At 69.8% G+C, this 19427-nt stretch carries 1 protein-coding gene; it reads left to right on the top strand.

Annotation, left to right across the window (positions count from 1 at the left end; translation table 11 throughout):
- Positions 1-19 precede the first annotated feature (19 nt).
- Positions 20-19348: a non-ribosomal peptide synthase/polyketide synthase gene (locus IE307_RS17355; RefSeq protein WP_268250378.1), complete on the top strand. Its 19329-nt coding sequence runs from the start codon at positions 20-22 to the stop codon at positions 19346-19348.
- The last annotated feature ends 79 nt before the right edge of the window (positions 19349-19427 follow it).

The raw sequence follows: 19427 nt of genomic DNA, 5'->3' as shown, positions 1-19427 counted from the left end.
TTCGTGGTTGCGCGAGCGGGTGCCGGACTACTTGGTGCCATCTGTGTTCGTTGCGTTGGAACGGCTTCCGCTGACGCCGAACGGGAAGGTGGACCGTCGTGGTCTGCCCGACCCGGAGCCGGAGACGGCCGGTGAGGCATATGTCGCTGCTCGGACCGCTGTCGAGGAGACTCTCGCCGCGGTGTGGAGTGGCGTGCTGGGTGTTGAGCGCGTTGGTGTGCACGACAACTTCTTCGAGCTCGGTGGCGACTCGATCCTGAGCCTGCAGATCGTGGCTCGGGTTCGTGCCGCCGGACTCGGTGTGGACGTGGCGGACGTGTTCGCCCACCAGACGGTTGCCGAGCTGGCGGGCGCCGTGCGCGACACGCCTGCGATCACCCTGGCTGAGCAGGGTGTGGTGACCGGACCCGTTCCGCTGACGCCGATCCAGCGGTGGTTCCTGGCGCAGGACATCCCGGATCGCGACCACTGGAACTGGTCGGGCATGTTCGAACTGGCACCGGGCACAGACCCGGTCCGGTTGGGGCAGGCGCTCGACGCCGTTGTCGCGCATCACGACGCGCTGCGGATCCGGTTCACGCCGGAGAGCCAGTTCAACGCGCCGGTCGTCGGTGGCGGGTTCCTGCGTGTGGTCGATGGCGAGGCCGTGGTCGAGCGCATGACCGAGGCGCAGAAGTCGTTGCGGCTGGCCGATGGTCCGCTGCTCGCCGCCCTCTACTTCGATCGCGGTGACGAGCCGGCGTGGTTCGGGTTGACCGTGCATCACCTGGTGATGGACGGGGTGTCGTGGAACGTCCTGCTGGAGGACCTCGACGCGGTCTACGCGGGCCGTGAGCTCGGGCCGAAGACGACGTCGTTCCAGCAGTGGGCGGAAGTCCTGCAGGACCTGGACGCGCAGGCGGAGAGGGACACCTGGCTGGCCCAGACCGCGGACGTCGTCACCCTGCCGCAGGACCACCACAGGCCCAACACCGAGGAGTCGGCCGGTGTCGTGCGGACCTTGCTGGACGCCGGCACCACCGCCGCCCTGCTCGGTGACGCCCACCGCGCCTACCGCACGCAGGGCAACGACCTGCTGCTGACCGCTCTCGCCCAGGCGCTGGGGGAGTGGGCGGGGTCCGGCCACGTCACCGTGGACCTGGAGAGCCACGGCCGTGAGGCGGTGGCGGACGGTGTGGACCTGTCGCGCACCGTCGGGTACTTCACGTCGATCTTCCCGGTGCGCCTGACGCACGAGGGCGACCCGGCGTCGGCGGTCAAGGCCGTCAAGGAGGAGCTGCGGGCCGTTCCGCGGCGCGGTGTGGGCTACGGCGCTCTCCGGTGGCTGCGGGGAGACCTGGCGGATGCGCCGGATCGCCCGGTGCTGTTCAACTACCTGGGTGCCTTCGACGCCGTCGACTCGGTCGGGTTGATCCGCCGGGAACTCCCCGCCGAGCTGGCGGGCCCGAGCGAGGGACCGGGTGGGACGCGGTCGCACGTCCTGCAGATCGAGGCCGAGCAGGACTCCGAAGGGCGCCTGCAGGTCGACTGGCACTTCAGCCACAACCTGCACGACACCGCCACCGTCGAACGCGTTGCGGCGCGTTACGTCGAGGCGCTGCGTCAGCTGGTGGCGCATTGCCGGTCCGCCAGCGGTTTCACGCCGTCGGACTTCCCGCTGGCCACGCTGACCCAGTCCGAGGTCGACCGCCTCGCGGAGCGTTACGCGCTGGTGGACGTGCATCGGCTGGCGCCGGTGCAGTCGGGCATGTTGTTCGGTGTCGCGGGTTCTCCGGTCGACGGTCTGTACTGGGGCCAGGGGGTCTACGACCTGACCGGGCCGATCGACGCCGACCGGCTGGCCGATGCCTGGCGGACGGTGATCGCCCGGCACGCCGCGTTGCGCAGCGGGTTCGTGTGGGAGGGCGTCAGCGAACCGGTGCAGGTCGTGCTCGCGGGCGTCGACGTTCCGCTCGAGCGGCGGGACTGGTCCGGTGTCGGCGAAGCGGACCAGCAGGAGCGGCTGCGGGCGTTGCTGGACGAGGACCGCGCGCTGGGCTTCGACCTCGCCGCGCCGCCGCTGACGCGGTTGTACCTGGTGGACCGCGGTGACGGTCGCCTGTGGCTGGTGTGGGGGCTGTACCAGGGCCTGTGCGACGGGTGGAGCCTGCCCGTCGTCATGGACGAGGTGTCCGCCGTCTACCAGGGCAAGGCCCTGGAGCCCGTGCGGTCCTACCGCGACTTCATCGGGTGGCTGGGCCGGCGCGACCCGGCGGAGTCCGAAGGGTTCTGGCGCACCTACCTGGCCGGTTTCGAGGCACCCACGGCACTTCCGGTCGATCGGCTGGCCGGCAGCCACTACGACCAGGACCGGCGTCGCCTGCGCCTGGACGAGACGGTCACCGGCGAGCTGGTCGACCTGGCCCGCCGCGAGCGCGTGACGCTCTCGACGGTCGTGCAGGCGGCGTGGGCGTTGCTGCTGTCGACGTACTCGGGCGACGACGACGTGACGTTCGGCCTCACCGTGTCCGGCCGTCCGGCAGACCTGGCCGGTGTGGAGTCGATGGTCGGGTTGTTCATCAACACGCTGCCCGTGCGGGCTTCGGTGCCCGCGGACACGACGTTCGCCGCCTGGCTTCCCCGCTTGCAGGACAACCAGGTTGCGCTGCAACGGTTTGAGTACACGCCGTTGGTGGATGTTCAGCGCTGGTCGGCTGTTCCGCACGGGAGGGCGTTGTTCGACTCGATCGTGGTGTTCGGCAACTACCCGCAGGAGGAGTTGCCGGAGGACCTGGGTGGGCTGCAGGCCGCCGACTCGGTGGAGCAGGGCAACTACCCGCTCACGTTCGCCGTCGACCTCGAACGCACGCTGCGCGTCGAGGCGGAGTTCTCCACGGCCGCGTTCGACGCGATCACGGTCGAGCGGATCCTCGACCAGCTGGAGGTCGTGCTGACCGCCGTCGCGCAACGGCCTGAGCTGGTCGTCCGGGACGTGCCGGTGCAGCGGCCCGAGCAGGCGACGGAGCTGGTGGCCTGGGGCGCGACCCCGGTGCCCGCCGCCGAGCGGCCCGTGCCGGACCTGATCGCCGGGTGGGCGTCGGACGAGGTCGCCGCGGTGTGCGGGGACGAGCGGCTGACGTTCGCCGAGTTGAACGCTCGGGCCGATTCGCTTGCCTCGCGGCTGCGTCAGGCCGGTGTCGGTGCTGGGTCGCCGGTGGCGGTGCTGGTGCCACGCGGGGTCGAGCTGGCCGTGGCGTTCCAGGGCGTGCTGCGTAGCGGTGGCGTGTACGTGCCGGTCAACCCCGGGCTTCCGGCTGAGCGGCTGGAGTTCCTGCTGGCGGATGCCGGTGTGGTCGCGGTGATCAGTGCCGCGGACGTGCCCGGGTTCACCGGAGCGGTGCTGCAGGTGGACGGTGTGGCCGCTGCCGAGCCGCTTCCGCCGGTCGACCGCAATGCCTTGGCGTACATCGCCTACACCTCGGGTTCGACCGGTCGTCCCAAGGGCGTCGCCGTGACCCATTCCGCTCTTTCGTCCTATGTGGCCGGTTGGCGTGACGGTCTGGCCGCGCTGGGCGGACCGGGCACCGTGTTGTCGATGTCCGGTCCCGGTTTCGACGTGTCGATCGGGGACATGACGCGGGCGCTGGCTTTCGGGCAGACGGTGGTGTTCTTGCCGCACGACGAGCACGTGACGGTGGAGTCGTTGCACCGGACGTTGGTCGACCACGCCGTTGAGGTGGCAGAGATCGTTCCCGGCATGCTGCTGCGTGATTTGGCGGCGCATTGCCGTATTGCGGGGCCGGTCGAGTCGCTGAGGTTGGTGATCTCGGGTACCGATCTGTGGACGCACGACGCGCTTGTCACCGCTGTTGCGGAGGTGGCGCCGAATGCGGTGCCGGGCAACGTGTTCGGTGTGACCGAGGCGGCGATCGACTCGATCTTCCACGCGGTCACGGAGGACCACCCCGCCGCTGTGGTGCCGATCGGTACGCCTTTGGCCGGTGCTCAGGCGTTCGTGGTGGACGGGTCGTTGCGACCGGCGCCGGTGGGCGTGCCTGGCGAGTTGCTGGTCGGTGGGCCCGGTGTGGCGCAGGGTTATGTCGGGCGCCCTGACCTGACGGCCGAGCGGTTCGTTCCGGACGCGTTCGCCGGTTCTGGTGGGCGTTTGTACCGGACGGGTGACCGGGCTCGGTGGCGTGCGGACGGGACGATCGAGTTCCTGGGTCGTGTCGATGAGCAGGTGAAGATCCGTGGCTATCGGGTGGAGCCGGGAGAGGTCGAGGTCGTCATCGGTGATCACCCCGGCGTTCGTGATGTCGTTGTGGTGGCACGTGATGGCGGACCTCACGGCGGTAAGCGGCTGGTCGCCTACGTCGTCGCGGAGGGTTCGGAGGACGTCAGCGGGTCTGCTCTGCGGTCTTGGTTGCGCGAGCGGGTGCCGGACTACTTGGTGCCGTCGGTGTTCGTTGCGTTGGAACGGCTTCCGTTGACCCCGAACGGGAAGGTGGACCGTCGTGGTCTGCCAGACCCCGAGCCTGAGACGGCTGGCGAGGCTTATGTCGCTCCGCGGACCGCTGTCGAGGAGATTCTCGCCGCGGTGTGGGGTGGAGTGCTGGGTGTCGAGCGCGTTGGTGTGCATGACAACTTCTTCGAGCTTGGTGGCGACTCGATCGTCAGCCTGCAGATCGTGGCTCGGGTCCGTGCGGCCGGACTGGGTGTCGACGTGGCGGACGTGTTCGCCCACCAGACCATCGCGGAGCTGGCGCAGGCCGTGCGGGACGCGCTGCCGGAGACGCTGGCCGAGCAGGGTGTGGTGACCGGGCCGGTGCCGTTCACGCCGATCCAGCGGTGGTTCCTGGCGCAGGACATCCCGGACCGCGACCACTGGAACTGGTCGGGTGTGTTCGAGCTGGCACCGGGCACCGACCCCGAACGACTCGGGCGCGCGCTCGACACCCTTGTCGAGCACCACGACGCGCTGCGGATCCGGTTCACGCCGGAGAGCCAGTTCAACGCGCCGGTCGATGGTGGTGGGTTCCTGCGTGTGGTCGACGGCGATGACGTGGTCGAGCGCATGACCGAGGCCCAGAAGTCGTTGCGCCTGGCTGATGGTCCGCTGCTCGCCGCCCTCTACTTCGACCGCGGCGACGAGCCGGCGTGGCTCGGGTTGACCGTGCATCACCTGGTGATGGACGGCGTGTCGTGGAACGTGCTGCTGGAGGACCTGGACACCGCCTACGCAGGTGGTGAGCTCGCGCCGAAGACGACCTCGTTCAAGGCGTGGGCCGAGGAGGTCCAGACCCTCGACGCCGAGGAGGAGCGCGACCACTGGGCCGCCACGACCGCCGACGTCACGACCGTTCCGGTGGACGGGGACGGGCCGAACTCCGAGGAGTCCGGCGGGGTCGTGCAGTCGTGGCTGGACGCCGAGACGACGGCGTCCCTGCTCGGCGAGGCGCACAAGGCGTATCGCACGCAGGGCAACGACCTGCTGTTGGCCGCTCTCGCCCAAGCGTTGGGGGAGTGGGCCGGCAGTGATCACGTCACGGTGGACTTGGAGAGCCACGGCCGTGAGGGTGCGGACTTGTCGCGCACCGTTGGCTGGTTCACGTCGATCTTCCCGGTGCGGTTGAGCCGGCAGGACGATCCCGGTGCGGCGATCAAGGCCGTCAAGGAGGAACTGCGCTCGGTTCCGCGCCGTGGTGTGGGTTATGGCGTGCTGCGGTGGTTGCGGGACGATCTGGCTGCTCCCGAGCGTCCGGTGCTGTTCAACTACCTCGGCGCGTACGACGCCGTCGACTCCGTCGGGTTGATCCGCCGGGAACTTCCCGCCGATCTGGCCGGGCCGAGCGAGGGTGAGGGCGGGACGCGCTCGCACCTGTTGCAGATCGAGGTGCAGCAGAGCGCTGACGGCCGGTTGTCGATCGAGTGGTTCCACTCGGCGAACGTGCACGACACCGCGACCGTTGAACGGGTTGCCGCTCGCTATGTCGAGGCGTTGCGTGAAGTCGTTGCGCATTGCCGTTCTGCCAGTGGGTTCACGCCGTCGGACTTCCCGCTCGCTTCTCTGGTCCAGTCCGAGGTGGACCTGCTCGCCTCCCGCTATGCCTTGGCGGACGTGTACCGGTTGGCTCCCGTGCAGTCGGGCATGTTGTTCGGTGTCGTGGGTTCGCCCGTCGACGGCCTTTACTGGGCCCAGAACGTCTACGACCTCGCCGGCCCGATCGACGCCGACCGGCTGGCTGCCGCGTGGCGTGAGGTGATCGCACGGCACGCGCCGTTGCGGAGCGGGTTCGTGTGGGAGGGCGTCAGCGAACCGGTGCAGGTCGTGCCGGCCGAGGTCGACGTGCCGTTGACGACCCACGACTGGTCCGGGCTCGACGAGTCCGGCCAGCAGGCGCGGCTGCGGGACCTGCTCGACCACGACCGGTCGCTCGGGTTCGACCTCGCCCGCCCGCCGCTGACCAGGCTCTACCTGGTCGACCGCGGTGACGGCAGGAACTGGCTGGTCTGGGGCCTGTACCAGGGCCTGTGCGACGGGTGGAGCCTGCCCGTCGTCATGGACGAGGTGACGGCCGCGTACCAGCGGCAGTCGCTGCCGCCGGTCCGTCCCTACCGCGAGTACATCGCGTGGCTCGGCCAGCGCGATTCCGCTGACACCGAAGGGTTCTGGCGCACCTACCTCGACGGGTTCGAGGCGCCCACCGCACTGCCGGTCGATCGCCTGGCCGCAAGCCATTACGCCCAGGACCGTCGGCGCACGCACCTGTCCGAGGACGTGACGGCCGGCCTGGTCGAGCTGGCGCGCCGTGAGCGCGTCACGTTGTCGACGGTCGTGCAGGCGGCGTGGGCCAAGGTGTTGTCGGCGTCGTCGGGTGAGGACGACGTGGTGTTCGGCCTGACCGTGTCGGGTCGTCCGGCCGAGTTGGCCGGAGTGGAGTCGATGGTCGGGTTGTTCATCAACACGCTGCCCGTGCGGGCTTCGGTGCCCGTCGACCTGCCGTTCGCCTCGTGGTTGCCGCAGTTGCGCGACAACCAGGTTGCGCTGCAACGCTTCGAGTACACGCCGTTGGTGGACGTTCAGCGCTGGTCGGCTGTTCCACATGGCCGGGCGTTGTTCGACTCGATCGTGGTGTTCGGCAACTTCCCGCAGGAGGAGCTGCCGGAGGACCTGGGCGGTGTGCAGGCCACGGAGTCGGTGGAGCAGGGCAACTACCCGCTCACCTTCGCGGTGGACCTCGAGGCGACACTCAAGATCGAGGCCGAGTTCTCCACGGCCGCGTTCGACGCGGTGACCGTCGAGCGCGTCCTCGACCAGTTGGTGGTCGTGCTGACCGCGGTGGCGGAACGTCCGGCGCTCACCGTCGGCGACGTGCCGTTGCAGCGTCCCGAGCAGGCCGCCGCCCTGGTGGCCGCGGGGACCACGCCGGAACCTCCTGCCGAACGCCCTGTGCCGGACCTGGTCCACGGTTGGGCCGGGGACGGCGTCGCCGTGGTGTGCGGTGACGAGCGGCTGACGTTCGCCGAGCTGGACGCCCGTGCGGACGAGCTGGCGGCGCGGCTTCGGCGGTCAGGTGTGACGGTGGGGTCGCCGGTCGCCGTGGTGGTGCCGCGCGGGCTCGACCTGGCGGTCGCCTTCCAGGGGGTGCTGCGCTCCGGTGGTGTCTACGTGCCGGTGAACCCCGGGCTTCCCGCGGAGCGGCTGGCATACCTGCTGGCCGATGCCGCTGTGGTCGCGGTGGTCACGACCACGGCGTCGGAGACGGCAGGGTTCTCCGGTGCGGTGGTGCTGGTGGACGACGTGTCTGAGGCTGCTGGCGAAGCCCTCCCGTCGATCGACCCGCATTCCTTGGCGTACATCGCTTACACGTCAGGCTCCACCGGCCGCCCCAAGGGGGTGGCGGTGACGCACGCCGCGCTGTCGTCCTACGTGGCGGGGTGGCGGGCCGGGCTCGCCGAGCTGGGCGGACCGGGTGCGGTGCTGTCCATGTCGGGTCCTGGGTTCGACGTGTCGATCGGTGACATGACGCGGGCGTTGGCTTTCGGGCAGACGGTGGTGTTCCTGCCGCACGACGAGCACGTGACGGTGGAGTCGTTGCACCGGACGCTGGTCGATCACGCCGTTGAGGTGGCGGAGATCGTGCCGGGCATGTTGCTGCGTGATCTGGCGGCGCACTGCCGGGTTGCGGGGCCGGTGGAGTCGCTGCGCCTGGTGATCTCGGGTACGGACATGTGGACGCACGACGCGTTGACGACCGCGGTGGCTGAGGTGGCACCTAATGCGGTGCCGGGCAACGTGTTCGGTGTGACCGAGGCGGCCATTGACTCGATCTTCCACCCGGTGGGTGAGGACGATCCTGCCGCTGTGGTGCCGATCGGTACGCCTTTGGCCGGTGCCCAGGCATTTGTGGTGGACGGGTCGTGGCAGCCGGCGCCGGTGGGTGTGCCGGGTGAGCTGCTGGTCGGTGGTTCGGGTGTTGCCCAGGGTTATGTGGGGCGTCCTGACCTGACGGCTGAGCGGTTCGTTCCTGATGTGATCACCGGTTCTGGTGGGCGTCTTTACCGGACGGGTGACCGGGCGCGGTGGCGTGCGGACGGGACGATCGAGTTCTTGGGTCGTGTCGATGAGCAGGTGAAGATCCGCGGTTACCGGGTGGAGCCGGGTGAGGTCGAGGTCGTCATCGGTGATCACCCCGATGTTCGTGATGTTGTTGTGGTGGCTCGTGATGGCGGTCCGCACGGCGGTAAGCGCCTGGTTGCTTATGTCGTTGCGGAGGGTGAGTTCAGCGGGTCTGCTCTGCGTTCGTGGTTGCGCGAGCGGGTGCCGGACTACTTGGTGCCATCTGTGTTCGTTGCGTTGGAACGGTTGCCGCTGACGCCGAACGGGAAGGTGGACCGTCGTGGTTTGCCTGACCCGGAGCCGGAGACGGCCGGTGAGGCATATGTCGCTGCTCGGACCGCTGTCGAGGAGACTCTCGCCGCGGTGTGGAGTGGCGTGCTGGGTGTTGAGCGCGTCGGTGTGCACGACAACTTCTTCGAGCTTGGTGGCGACTCGATCGTCAGCCTGCAGATCGTGGCTCGGGTTCGTGCCGCTGGGCTTGGTGTGGACGTGGCGGACGTGTTCGCCCACCAGACCATCGCCGAGCTCGCTCTTGCCGTGCGCGACACCCCTGCGGTGACCTCGGCCGAGCAGGGCGTGGTGACCGGGCCGGTGCCCTTCACGCCGATCCAGCGGTGGTTCCTGGCGCAGGACGTCCCGGACCGCGACCACTGGAACTGGTCGGGCATGTTCGAACTGGCACCCGGCACCGATCCGGTCCGGTTGGGTCAGGCGCTCGACGCCGTGGTGGCTCACCACGACGCCCTGCGCATTCGGTTCACGCCCGAGAGCCAGTCCAACGCGCCGGTCGACGGTGGCGGGTTCCTGCGTGTCGTGGCAGACGATGCCATGGTCGAGCGCATGACCGAGGCCCAGAAGTCGTTGCGCCTGGCCGACGGACCGCTGCTGGCGGGGGTCTTCTTCGACCGCGGCGACGAGCCGGCGTGGTTCGGGTTGACCGTGCACCACCTGGTGATGGACGGCGTGTCGTGGAACGTCCTGCTGGAGGACCTCGACACCGCTTACGCAGGCCGGGAGCTCGGGCCGAAGACGACGTCGTTCCAGCAGTGGGCGTTGCAGCTGCAGGACGACGACGCCAGCGCCGAACGCGAGCACTGGATCGCCGCGACCGCGGACGTTGCCGAGCTTCCCGCTGACGGCGACGGCCCGAACACCGACGCGTCCGAGTCGATCGTGCAGTCGTGGCTCGACGCCGAGACGACCGCGATGCTGCTCGGTGACGCGCACAAGGCGTATCGCACGCAGGGCAACGACTTGCTGTTGGCCGCTCTCGCCCAAGCGTTGGGGGAGTGGGCTGACAGCGATCACGTCACGATCGACCTGGAGAGCCACGGTCGTGAGGGCGCTGACCTGTCGCGCACCATTGGCTGGTTCACGTCGATCTTCCCGGTGCGCCTGACCCACGAGGTCAACCCGGCATCGGCGATCAAGGCCGTCAAGGAGGAACTGCGGTCGGTGCCGCGTCGCGGTGTCGGCTACGGCGTGCTGCGCTGGTTGCGGGACGATCTGGCCGCTCCCGAGCGTCCGGTGCTGTTCAACTACCTCGGCGCCTACGACGCGGACGACTCCTCCGGGCTTCTCCGCCGTGAGCTCGACGGTGATCTCGCCGGGCCGACCGAAGGTGTAGGCGGAACCCGGTCGCACTTGTTGCAGATCGAGGTGCAGCAGAGCGCTGACGGCCGGTTGTCGATCGAGTGGTTCCACTCGGCGAACGTGCACGACACCGCCACCGTTGAACGGGTCGCGGCTCGCTACGTCGAGGCGTTGCGCGAACTGGTGGCGCATTGCCGTTCTGCCAGTGGTTTCACGCCGTCGGACTTCCCGCTCGCCTCGCTGGCACAGCCAGAGGTGGACCTGCTCGCCTCCCTCTACGACTTGGCGGACGTGTACCGCCTGGCGCCGGTGCAGTCGGGCATGTTGTTCGGCGTCGTCGGCTCGCCGGTCGACGGCCTCTACTGGGGCCAGAGCGTCTACGACCTGGCCGGCCCGATCGACCTCGTGCGGTTCGCGGCGGCGTGGCGTGAGGTGATCGCCCGGCACGCGTCGCTGCGCAGCGGGTTCGTGTGGGAGGGCGTGGCGGAGCCGGTCCAGGTCGTGCTCGGCGAGGTCGGCGTGCCGCTGACGTCCCACGACTGGTCGGGCCTGGACGAGGCCGCACAACAGGCCAAGCTGCAGGAGCTGCTGGAGGAGGACCGCGCGCTCGGGTTCGACCTCGCCCGGCCACCTCTGATGCGCCTGCACGTGGTCGACCGCGGCAACGGCCAGAACTGGCTGATCTGGGGCCTCTACCAGGGCCTGTGCGACGGGTGGAGCCTGCCCGTCGTCATGGACCAGGTGTCCGCCGCCTACCAGGGCAGCGCCCTCGAACCCACCCGCCCCTACCGGGACTTCATCGCGTGGCTCGACGGACGCGACCCGTCCGCGCCGGAATCCTTCTGGCGCACCTACCTCGCCGGCTTCGAGGCACCCACCCCGCTGCCCGCCGACCGCCTGGCCGCGAGCCACTACGCCCAGGACCGCCGCCGCACGCACCTCGACGACGAGGTCACGGCATCGCTGGTGGCGCTGGCCCGGCGCGAGCGCGTCACGTTGTCGACCGTCGTGCAGGCCGCGTGGGCCAAGGTGTTGTCGGCGTCGTCGGGTGAGGACGACGTGGTGTTCGGCCTGACCGTCTCGGGTCGCCCGGCCGAGCTGGCCGGTGTGGAGTCGATGGTCGGGTTGTTCATCAACACGCTGCCGGTGCGGACTGTCGTGCCCGCGGACGTGCCGTTCACCTCGTGGCTGCACGAGCTGCGGGACAACCAGGTTGCGCTGCAACGCTTCGAGTACACGCCGTTGGTGGACGTGCAGCGGTGGTCGGCTGTTCCGCACGGCCGGGCGTTGTTCGACTCCATCGTGGTGTTCGGCAACTACCCGCAGGAGGAGCTGCCCGAGGACCTGGGCGAGGACTGGTTGCAGGCCACCGAGTCGGTGGAGCAGGGCAACTACCCGCTCACCTTCGCGGTCGACCTCGAGGCGACGCTCAAGATCGAGGCCGAGTTCTCCACGGCCGCGTTCGACGCGGCCACGGTGGAGCGCATCCTTGACCGGCTGGTGGTCGTGCTGACCGCGGTGGCGCGGAGGCCTGATTTGCGGGTTCAGGACATCCCGCTGCACCGCCCTGCGCAGGCGGCGGAGATCGTCGGGTGGGGTAGCACAGTCGCACCGGCCGTGGAACGTCCGGTGCCGGACCTGGTCGCCGGTCAGGAGGGCGATGGCGTTGCCGCGATCTGCGGCGACGAGCAGCTCACGTTCGCAGAACTGGGCGCGAGGGCCGATGCCCTGGCGGCCCGGCTGCGGCAGTCCGGAGTGACGGCGGGGTCGTCGGTGGCGGTGCTGGTGCCGCGCGGACTCGACCTCGCGGTCGCCTTCCAGGGCGTGCTGCGCAGCGGTGGCGTGTATGTGCCGATCAACCCCGGTCTCCCGGCCGAACGGCTCGAGTACCTGCTGGCGGACGCCGGTGTGGTCGCGGTGGTCACGACCACGGATCTGCCGACGTTCAACGGTGCCGTGCTGCTGGTGGACGAGATGTCCCCGGCCCCCAGCGTGCCGCTTCCGGCCATCGCCCCCGACTCGTTGGCCTACATCGCGTACACCTCAGGTTCGACCGGCCGCCCGAAGGGCGTGGCGGTCACCCACAGCGCTCTTTCGTCCTATGTGGCCGGTTGGCGTGCCGGACTGGCCGCGTTGGGCGGGCCGGGGCCGGTGTTGTCGATGTCCGGGCCTGGGTTCGACGTGTCGATCGGGGACATGACGCGGGCGTTGGCCTTCGGGCAGACGGTGGTGTTCCTTCCGCACGACGAGCACGTGTCCGTGGAATCGCTGCATGCCACGCTGGTGGAGCACCGGATCGAGGTCGCGGAGATCGTCCCGGGCATGCTGCTGCGTGACCTGGCCGCGCACTGCCGTACCGCAGGCCCGGTCGAGTCGCTCCGGTTGGTGATCTCGGGTACGGACATGTGGACGCACGACGCGCTCACCACGGCGGTGGCCGAGGTGGGGCCGAACGCGGTGCCGGGCAACGTGTTCGGTGTGACCGAGGCGGCGATCGACTCCATCTTCCACCCGGTGGGCGAGGACCACCCCGCTGCCGTGGTGCCGATCGGTACGCCTTTGGCCGGTGCACAGGCCTTCGTGGTCGACGGCTCGTTGCGGCCTGCGCCGGTGGGCGTGCCGGGTGAGTTGCTCGTCGGTGGCGCGGGTCTGGCCCAGGGATATGTGGGCCGGCCGGACCTGACCGCCGAACGGTTCGTGCCCGACGTGTTCGGGTCGACCGGCGGTCGGCTGTACCGCACGGGTGACCGGGCGCGGTGGCGTGCGGACGGGACGATCGAGTTTCTCGGGCGTGTCGACGAGCAGGTCAAGATCCGCGGCTACCGGGTGGAGCCCGGTGAGGTCGAGGTCGTCATCGGTGATCACCCCGACGTGCGTGATGTCGTTGTGGTGGCACGAGAGGGCGGGCCGCACGGCGGCAAGCGACTGGTGGCGTACGTCGTTGCGGAAGGCGAGTTCAGCTCGAAGGAGCTGCGGAACTGGTTGCGCGAGCGGGTGCCGGACTACTTGGTGCCGTCGGTGTTCGTCGCACTGGAACGGCTTCCGTTGACGCCGAACGGGAAGGTGGACCGTCGTGGTCTGCCCGATCCGGAGCCGGAGACCGCCGGTGAGGTGTTCGTCGCGCCCCGGACCGCTGCCGAGGAAACGCTTGCGGCCGTGTGGTCGCAGGTCCTGGGTGTGGAACGCGTTGGGGTGCACGACAACTTCTTCGAGCTCGGTGGCGACTCGATCCTGAGCTTGCAGATCGTGGCGCGCACTCGTGCGGCCGGCCTCGGTGTGGACGTGGCGGACGTGTTTGCGCACCAATCTGTGGCCGAGTTGGCATCGGTGGTGCGGGACGCCCCGCAGGCGTCGCTGGCCGAGCAGGGGGTGGTGACGGGGCCGGTGCCGTTCACGCCGATCCAGCGGTGGTTCCTGGCGCAGGACCTTCCCGACCGGGACCACTGGAACTGGTCGGGCATGTTCGAACTGGCGCCGGGCACCGATCCCGAACGGCTGAGCCGCGCGCTCGACGCCCTCGTCGCCCACCACGACGCGCTGCGGATCCGGTTCACGCCGGAGAACCAGGTCAACGCGCCGGTCGACGGCACGGGGTTCCTGCGTGTGGTGAACGGCGACGCCGTGGTCGAGCACATGACCGAGGCGCAGAAGTCGTTGCGGCTGGCCGATGGACCGCTGCTCGCCGCCGTCTACTTCGACCGCGGCAGCGAACCTGCGTGGCTCGGGTTGACCGTCCACCACCTCGTGATGGACGGGGTGTCGTGGAACGTCCTGCTGGAGGACCTCGACACCGCTTACGCAGGCCAAGAGCTCCCGCCGAAGACGACGTCGTTCCAGCAGTGGGCGTTGCAGCTGCAGGACGACGACGCGAGCGGCGAACGCGAGCACTGGGTCGAGGCGACGGCCGACGTGGTCGCGCTTCCGGCTGACGGCGACGGTCCGAACACCGACGCGTCCGAGTCGATCGTGCAGTCGTGGCTCGACGCGGAGACGACGGCGGCACTGCTCGGCGACGCGCACAAGGCGTATCGCACGCAGGGCAACGATCTGCTGCTCACCGCTCTCGCCCAGGCGTTGGGTGAATGGGCCGACAGCGATCACGTCACGATCGACCTGGAGAGCCACGGTCGTGAGGGTGCGGACCTGTCGCGCACGGTCGGGTGGTTCACGTCGATCTTCCCGGTGCGCCTCACGAACCGGGACGATCCGGCGGCGGCGATCAAGGCCGTCAAGGAGGAGCTCCGCACGGTGCCGCGCCGGGGCGTCGGGTACGGCGTGCTGCGGTGGTTGCAGGGCGAGCTGGCCGACGCACCGGCCAGGCCCGTGCTGTTCAACTACCTCGGTGCGCACGACGGTGCCGACGACACGGGCGGGCTGATCCGCCGCGAACTGGACGGCGACCTGGCCGGGCCGAGTGAGGCGGACGGCGGGACGCGGTCGCACCTGCTGCAGCTCGAGGTGCAGCAGACCGCGGACGGCCGGCTGTCGATCGAGTGGTTCCACTCGACCGGGAACCACGACACCGCCACGATCGAACGGGTCGCGGCCCGGTACGTCGAGGCGTTGCGGGACCTGGTCGCGCACTGCCGGTGGACGGCCGGTGGCTTCACGCCGTCGGACTTCCCGCTGGCGTCGCTGGAGCAGTCCGAGGTGGACCGGCTCGCGGAGCGGTATTCGCTGGCGGACGTGTACCGGTTGGCGCCGGTGCAGTCCGGCATGTTGTTCGGCGTCGTCGGCGCCCCGGACGAGGGCGACGGCCTGTACTGGGGTCAGGGCGTCTACGACCTGGCCGGGTCGATCGACACCGGGCGGCTGGCCGCGGCCTGGCGCCAGGTGGTCGCCCGGCACGCGGCGCTGCGCAGCGGGTTCGTGTGGGAGGGCGTCAGCGAACCGGTGCAGATCGTGCTCGCCGGTGTCGACGTGCCGCTCGAGCAGCGGGACTGGTCCGGTCTCGACGAGGCCGCGCAACAGATCGAGCTGCAGGAGCTCCTCGCCGAAGACCGCGCGCTCGGCTTCGACCTGGCGCGGCCTCCGCTCACCAGGCTGTACCTCGTCGACCGCGGCGACGGCCGGAACTGGCTCGTCTGGGGCCTGTACCAGGGGTTGTGCGACGGGTGGAGCCTGCCGGTGGTGATGGACGAGGTGTCCGCCGCCTACCAGGGGCAGCCGCTGCCGCCGGCACGTCCGTACCGCGACTACATCGCCTGGCTCGGCCAGCGCGATCCCGCTGACACGGAAGGGTTCTGGCGCACCTACCTCGACGGGTTCGAGGCGCCCACCGCACTGCCGGTGGACCGCCTGGCCGCGAGCCACTACGCCCAGGACCGGCGCCGTACGCACCTCGACGACGACGTCACCACCAGGCTCGTCGAGCTGGCCCGGCGGGAGCGCGTCACGTTGTCGACGGTCGTGCAGGCCGCGTGGGCCAAGGTCCTCGCGGACAACTCGGGCGAGAACGACGTGGTGTTCGGCTTGACCGTGTCCGGCCGTCCGGCCGACCTGGCCGGGGTCGAGTCGATGGTCGGGTTGTTCATCAACACGCTGCCCGTCCGCGCCACGATCCCCGGCAGCACGCCGTTCTCCACGTGGTTGCACGAGCTGAGCGACAACCAGGTCGCGCTGCAACGGTTCGAGTTCACGCCGTTGGTGGACGTGCAGCGGTGGTCGGCTGTTCCGCACGGGCGCCAGCTGTTCGACAGCATCGTGGTGTTCGGCAACTACCCGCAGGAGGAAGCACCCGACGAGGCGGGCGAGGACTGGGCCGACGCCGTCGAGTCCGTCGAGCAGGGCAACTACCCGCTCACGTTCGCGGTCGACCTCGAGGCCACGCTCAAGATCGAGGCGGAGTTCTCCACCGCCGCTTTCGACGCCACCACGGTCGAACGCGTGCTCGACCAGCTCGTCGTCGTTCTCACGGCCGTGGCCCACGAGCCGGACCTGGCCGTCGCCGACCTGCCGTTGCAGCGCCCGGAACAGGCCGCCCGGCTCGTGGCGCAGGGCGAGACGGCGGTCCCGGTCGCGGAACTGCCGGTGCCGCAACTGATCCAGGGGTGGACGGACGGCGTCGCCGCGAAGTGCGGTGACCGGAGCCTGACGTTCGCCGAGCTGGACGCCCGTTCCGCCGGCTTGGCGGCACGGCTGCGGCGCGCGGGTGTGAAGGCCGAGTCGCCGGTGGCGGTGCTGGTGCCGCGGGGAATCGACCTGGCGGTCGCGTTCCAGGGCGTGCTGCGGTCCGGCGGTGCGTACGTGCCGGTCAACCCGGGGCTGCCGGCCGAACGGCTGCAGTACCTGCTGGAGGACGCCGGTGTGGTCGCGGTGGTCACGACCACGGACCTCGTCGGGGAGCTGGCGGGGACCACGGCGTCGGCCGGGTTCACCGACGCGGTGCTGCTGGTGGACGTGCCGTCGGCGGTTCCCGCCGAGCCGATCCCGCCGGTGGATCCCGCCGCCGTGGCGTACATCGCCTACACCTCGGGCTCGACCGGCCGTCCGAAGGGCGTGGCGGTCACGCACAGCGCTCTTTCGTCCTATGTGGCCGGTTGGCGTGACGGGCTGGCTGCGCTGGGCGGGCCTGGGCCGGTGTTGTCGATGTCCGGGCCTGGCTTCGACGTGTCGATCGGTGACATGACGAGGGCGTTGGCGTTCGGGCAGACGGTGGTGTTCCTTCCGCACGACGAGCACGTGTCCGTGGAATCGCTGCACCGCACGCTTTCGGACGACGGTGTGGCGATCGCGGAGATCGTGCCGGGCATGCTGCTGCGCGACCTGGCCGCGCACTGCCGCGAGGCGGGACCCGTCGAGTCACTGCGGTTGGTGATCTCGGGTACGGACATGTGGACGCACGACGCGCTCACGACCGCTGTTGCGGAGGTGGCGCCGAACGCGGTGCCGGGCAACGTGTTCGGTGTGACCGAGGCGGCGATCGACTCGATCTTCCACCCGGTCGGCGAGGACCACCCGCAGGCCGTGGTGCCCATCGGCACGCCGCTTGCCGGTGCCCGTGCCGTCATCGTCGACGACGCGATGCGCCCTGCCCCGGTCGGTGTTCCCGGCGAGCTGCTGGTCGGTGGTCCGGGCGTGGCACGGGGTTACGTGAACCGGCCGGACCTGACCGCGGAACGGTTCGTGCCGGACGTGTTCGGCGCGAGCGGCGGCAGGCTCTACCGCACCGGTGACCGGGCGCGGTGGCGTGCGGACGGCACGATCGAGTTCCTCGGACGTGTCGACGAGCAGGTCAAGATCCGCGGCTACCGGGTCGAGCCCGGTGAGGTCGAGGTCGTCATCGGTGACCACCCGAACGTGCGCGATGTCGTCGTGGTGGCACGAGAAGGAGGTCCGCACGGCGGCAAGCGGCTGGTCGCGTACGTCGTCGCGGAAGGCGAGTCCGACTCGAAGGAACTGCGGTCGTGGTTGCGCGAACGCGTGCCGGACTACCTCGTGCCGTCGGTGTTCGTCGCGCTGGACCGGATTCCGCTCACCCCGAACGGCAAGGTCGACCGCAAGGGGCTGCCCGACCCGGAGCCCGGGACGACGGCCGAGGTCTTCGAAGCACCGAGGACGTCCGCCGAGGACGTGCTGGCCGAGGTGTGGGCGCAGGTGCTGGGCCTCGAACGCGTCGGCGTGCACGACAACTTCTTCGAGCTGGGCGGCGACTCGATCCTGAGTCTGCAGATCGTGGCGCGCACCCGTGCGGCCGGTCTGGGTGTGGACGTGGCGGACGTGTTCGCCCACCAGACCATCGCCGAGCTCGCGCCGGTCGTGCGCGACACCCCGACCGCCATGCTGGCGGAACAGGGGGCGGTCACCGGGCCCGTGCCGCTCACGCCGATCCAGCACTGGTTCGTCGAGGAGGACATTCCCGACCGCGACCACTGGAACTGGTCGGGTGTGTTCGAGCTGGCGGCCGGCACCGATCCCGGGAGGCTCGCGCGGGCGCTCGACACCGTCGTCGCCCACCACGACGCGCTGCGCATCAGGTTCCGCCAGGAAGGCGGCACCTGGGTGCAGGACAACGACGGTGAGCTGCAGCCGCTTCTGCGCGTGGTCACGGCCCAGGACGACGACGAGGTCGTGGCGCTGATGACCGAGGCGCAGACGTCGTTGCGCCTGGCCGAAGGTCCGCTCGTGGCCGCGCTGTACTTCGACCGCGGCGACGAACCGGCCTGGCTCGGGCTCACCGCGCACCACTTCGTCATGGACGGCGTGGCGTGGAACGTGCTGCTGGAGGACCTGGACACCGTCTACCAGGGCGGACCGCTCGGGCCGAAGACGACGTCGTTCCAGCAGTGGGCCGAGGTGCTGCACGCCGACGACCCGCAGGCCGAACGCGGCCACTGGGTGGCGCAGACCGAACGGGTCACCGCGGTGCCCGTCGACGGTCATGGTGCCAACACGGAGGAATCGGCCGACACGGTCCGCGGCTGGCTCGACGCGAGGTCGACCGAACTGCTGCTGGGCGAGGCGCATAAGGCCTACCGGACGCAGATCAACGACCTGCTGCTGGCCGCGCTGCTCAAGACCCTGGGCGAGTGGGCCGGCGCCGGCGACGTCACGATCGACCTGGAGAGCCACGGCCGCGAGGCGATCGCGGACGGCGTCGACCTGTCCCGCACCGTCGGGTGGTTCACGTCGATCTTCCCGGTGCGCCTGCGGCACCACCGCCTCAACGACAGCGGTGAGCTGATCAAGGCGGTCAAGGAGCAGCTGCGGACCGTCCCGCGCCGCGGTGTCGGGTACGGGGTCCTCCGCTACCTGGAACGCGACGAGCAATTGGTGCAAGCGCCTGCGCGGCCGGTTCTGTTCAACTACCTTGGAGCGTTTGACGCAGCGGGCGACGACGCGGTCGGCCTGATTAGCGAAGAACTCTCCTCCGACCTCTGCGGACCAACGGAGAACGAACAGGGGAACCGTTCGCACCTTCTGCACATCGAAGCCGAGCAGACCTCCGACGGTCGCCTGCTCGTGGAGTGGTATTTCAGCACCAACGTCCACTCGCAGGCGACCGTGGAGCGTCTCGCGGCGCGTTATGTGGACGTGCTCCGCGACCTCGTGGAGCACTGCCAGTCGGGTGCGGGCGGCGTGACTCCGTCCGACTTCCCGCTGGCCAACATCGATCAAGCGAGTCTCGCCGCCGTGCTCAAGCAGATGGGAGGGTGATCAGGAGCAAGTTCGGCGGCATTTAGCGCACTGGGGTCTGCGCATCTGGGGGAGTGAATTCAACGGTGATGATCGCTTC

This window comes from Lentzea cavernae, assembly GCF_014653695.1.
Lineage (GTDB): Bacteria > Actinomycetota > Actinomycetes > Mycobacteriales > Pseudonocardiaceae > Lentzea > Lentzea cavernae.
Note: the sequence above shows the minus strand (reverse complement) of the source record. Positions and strands in the feature narration are given on the sequence as shown.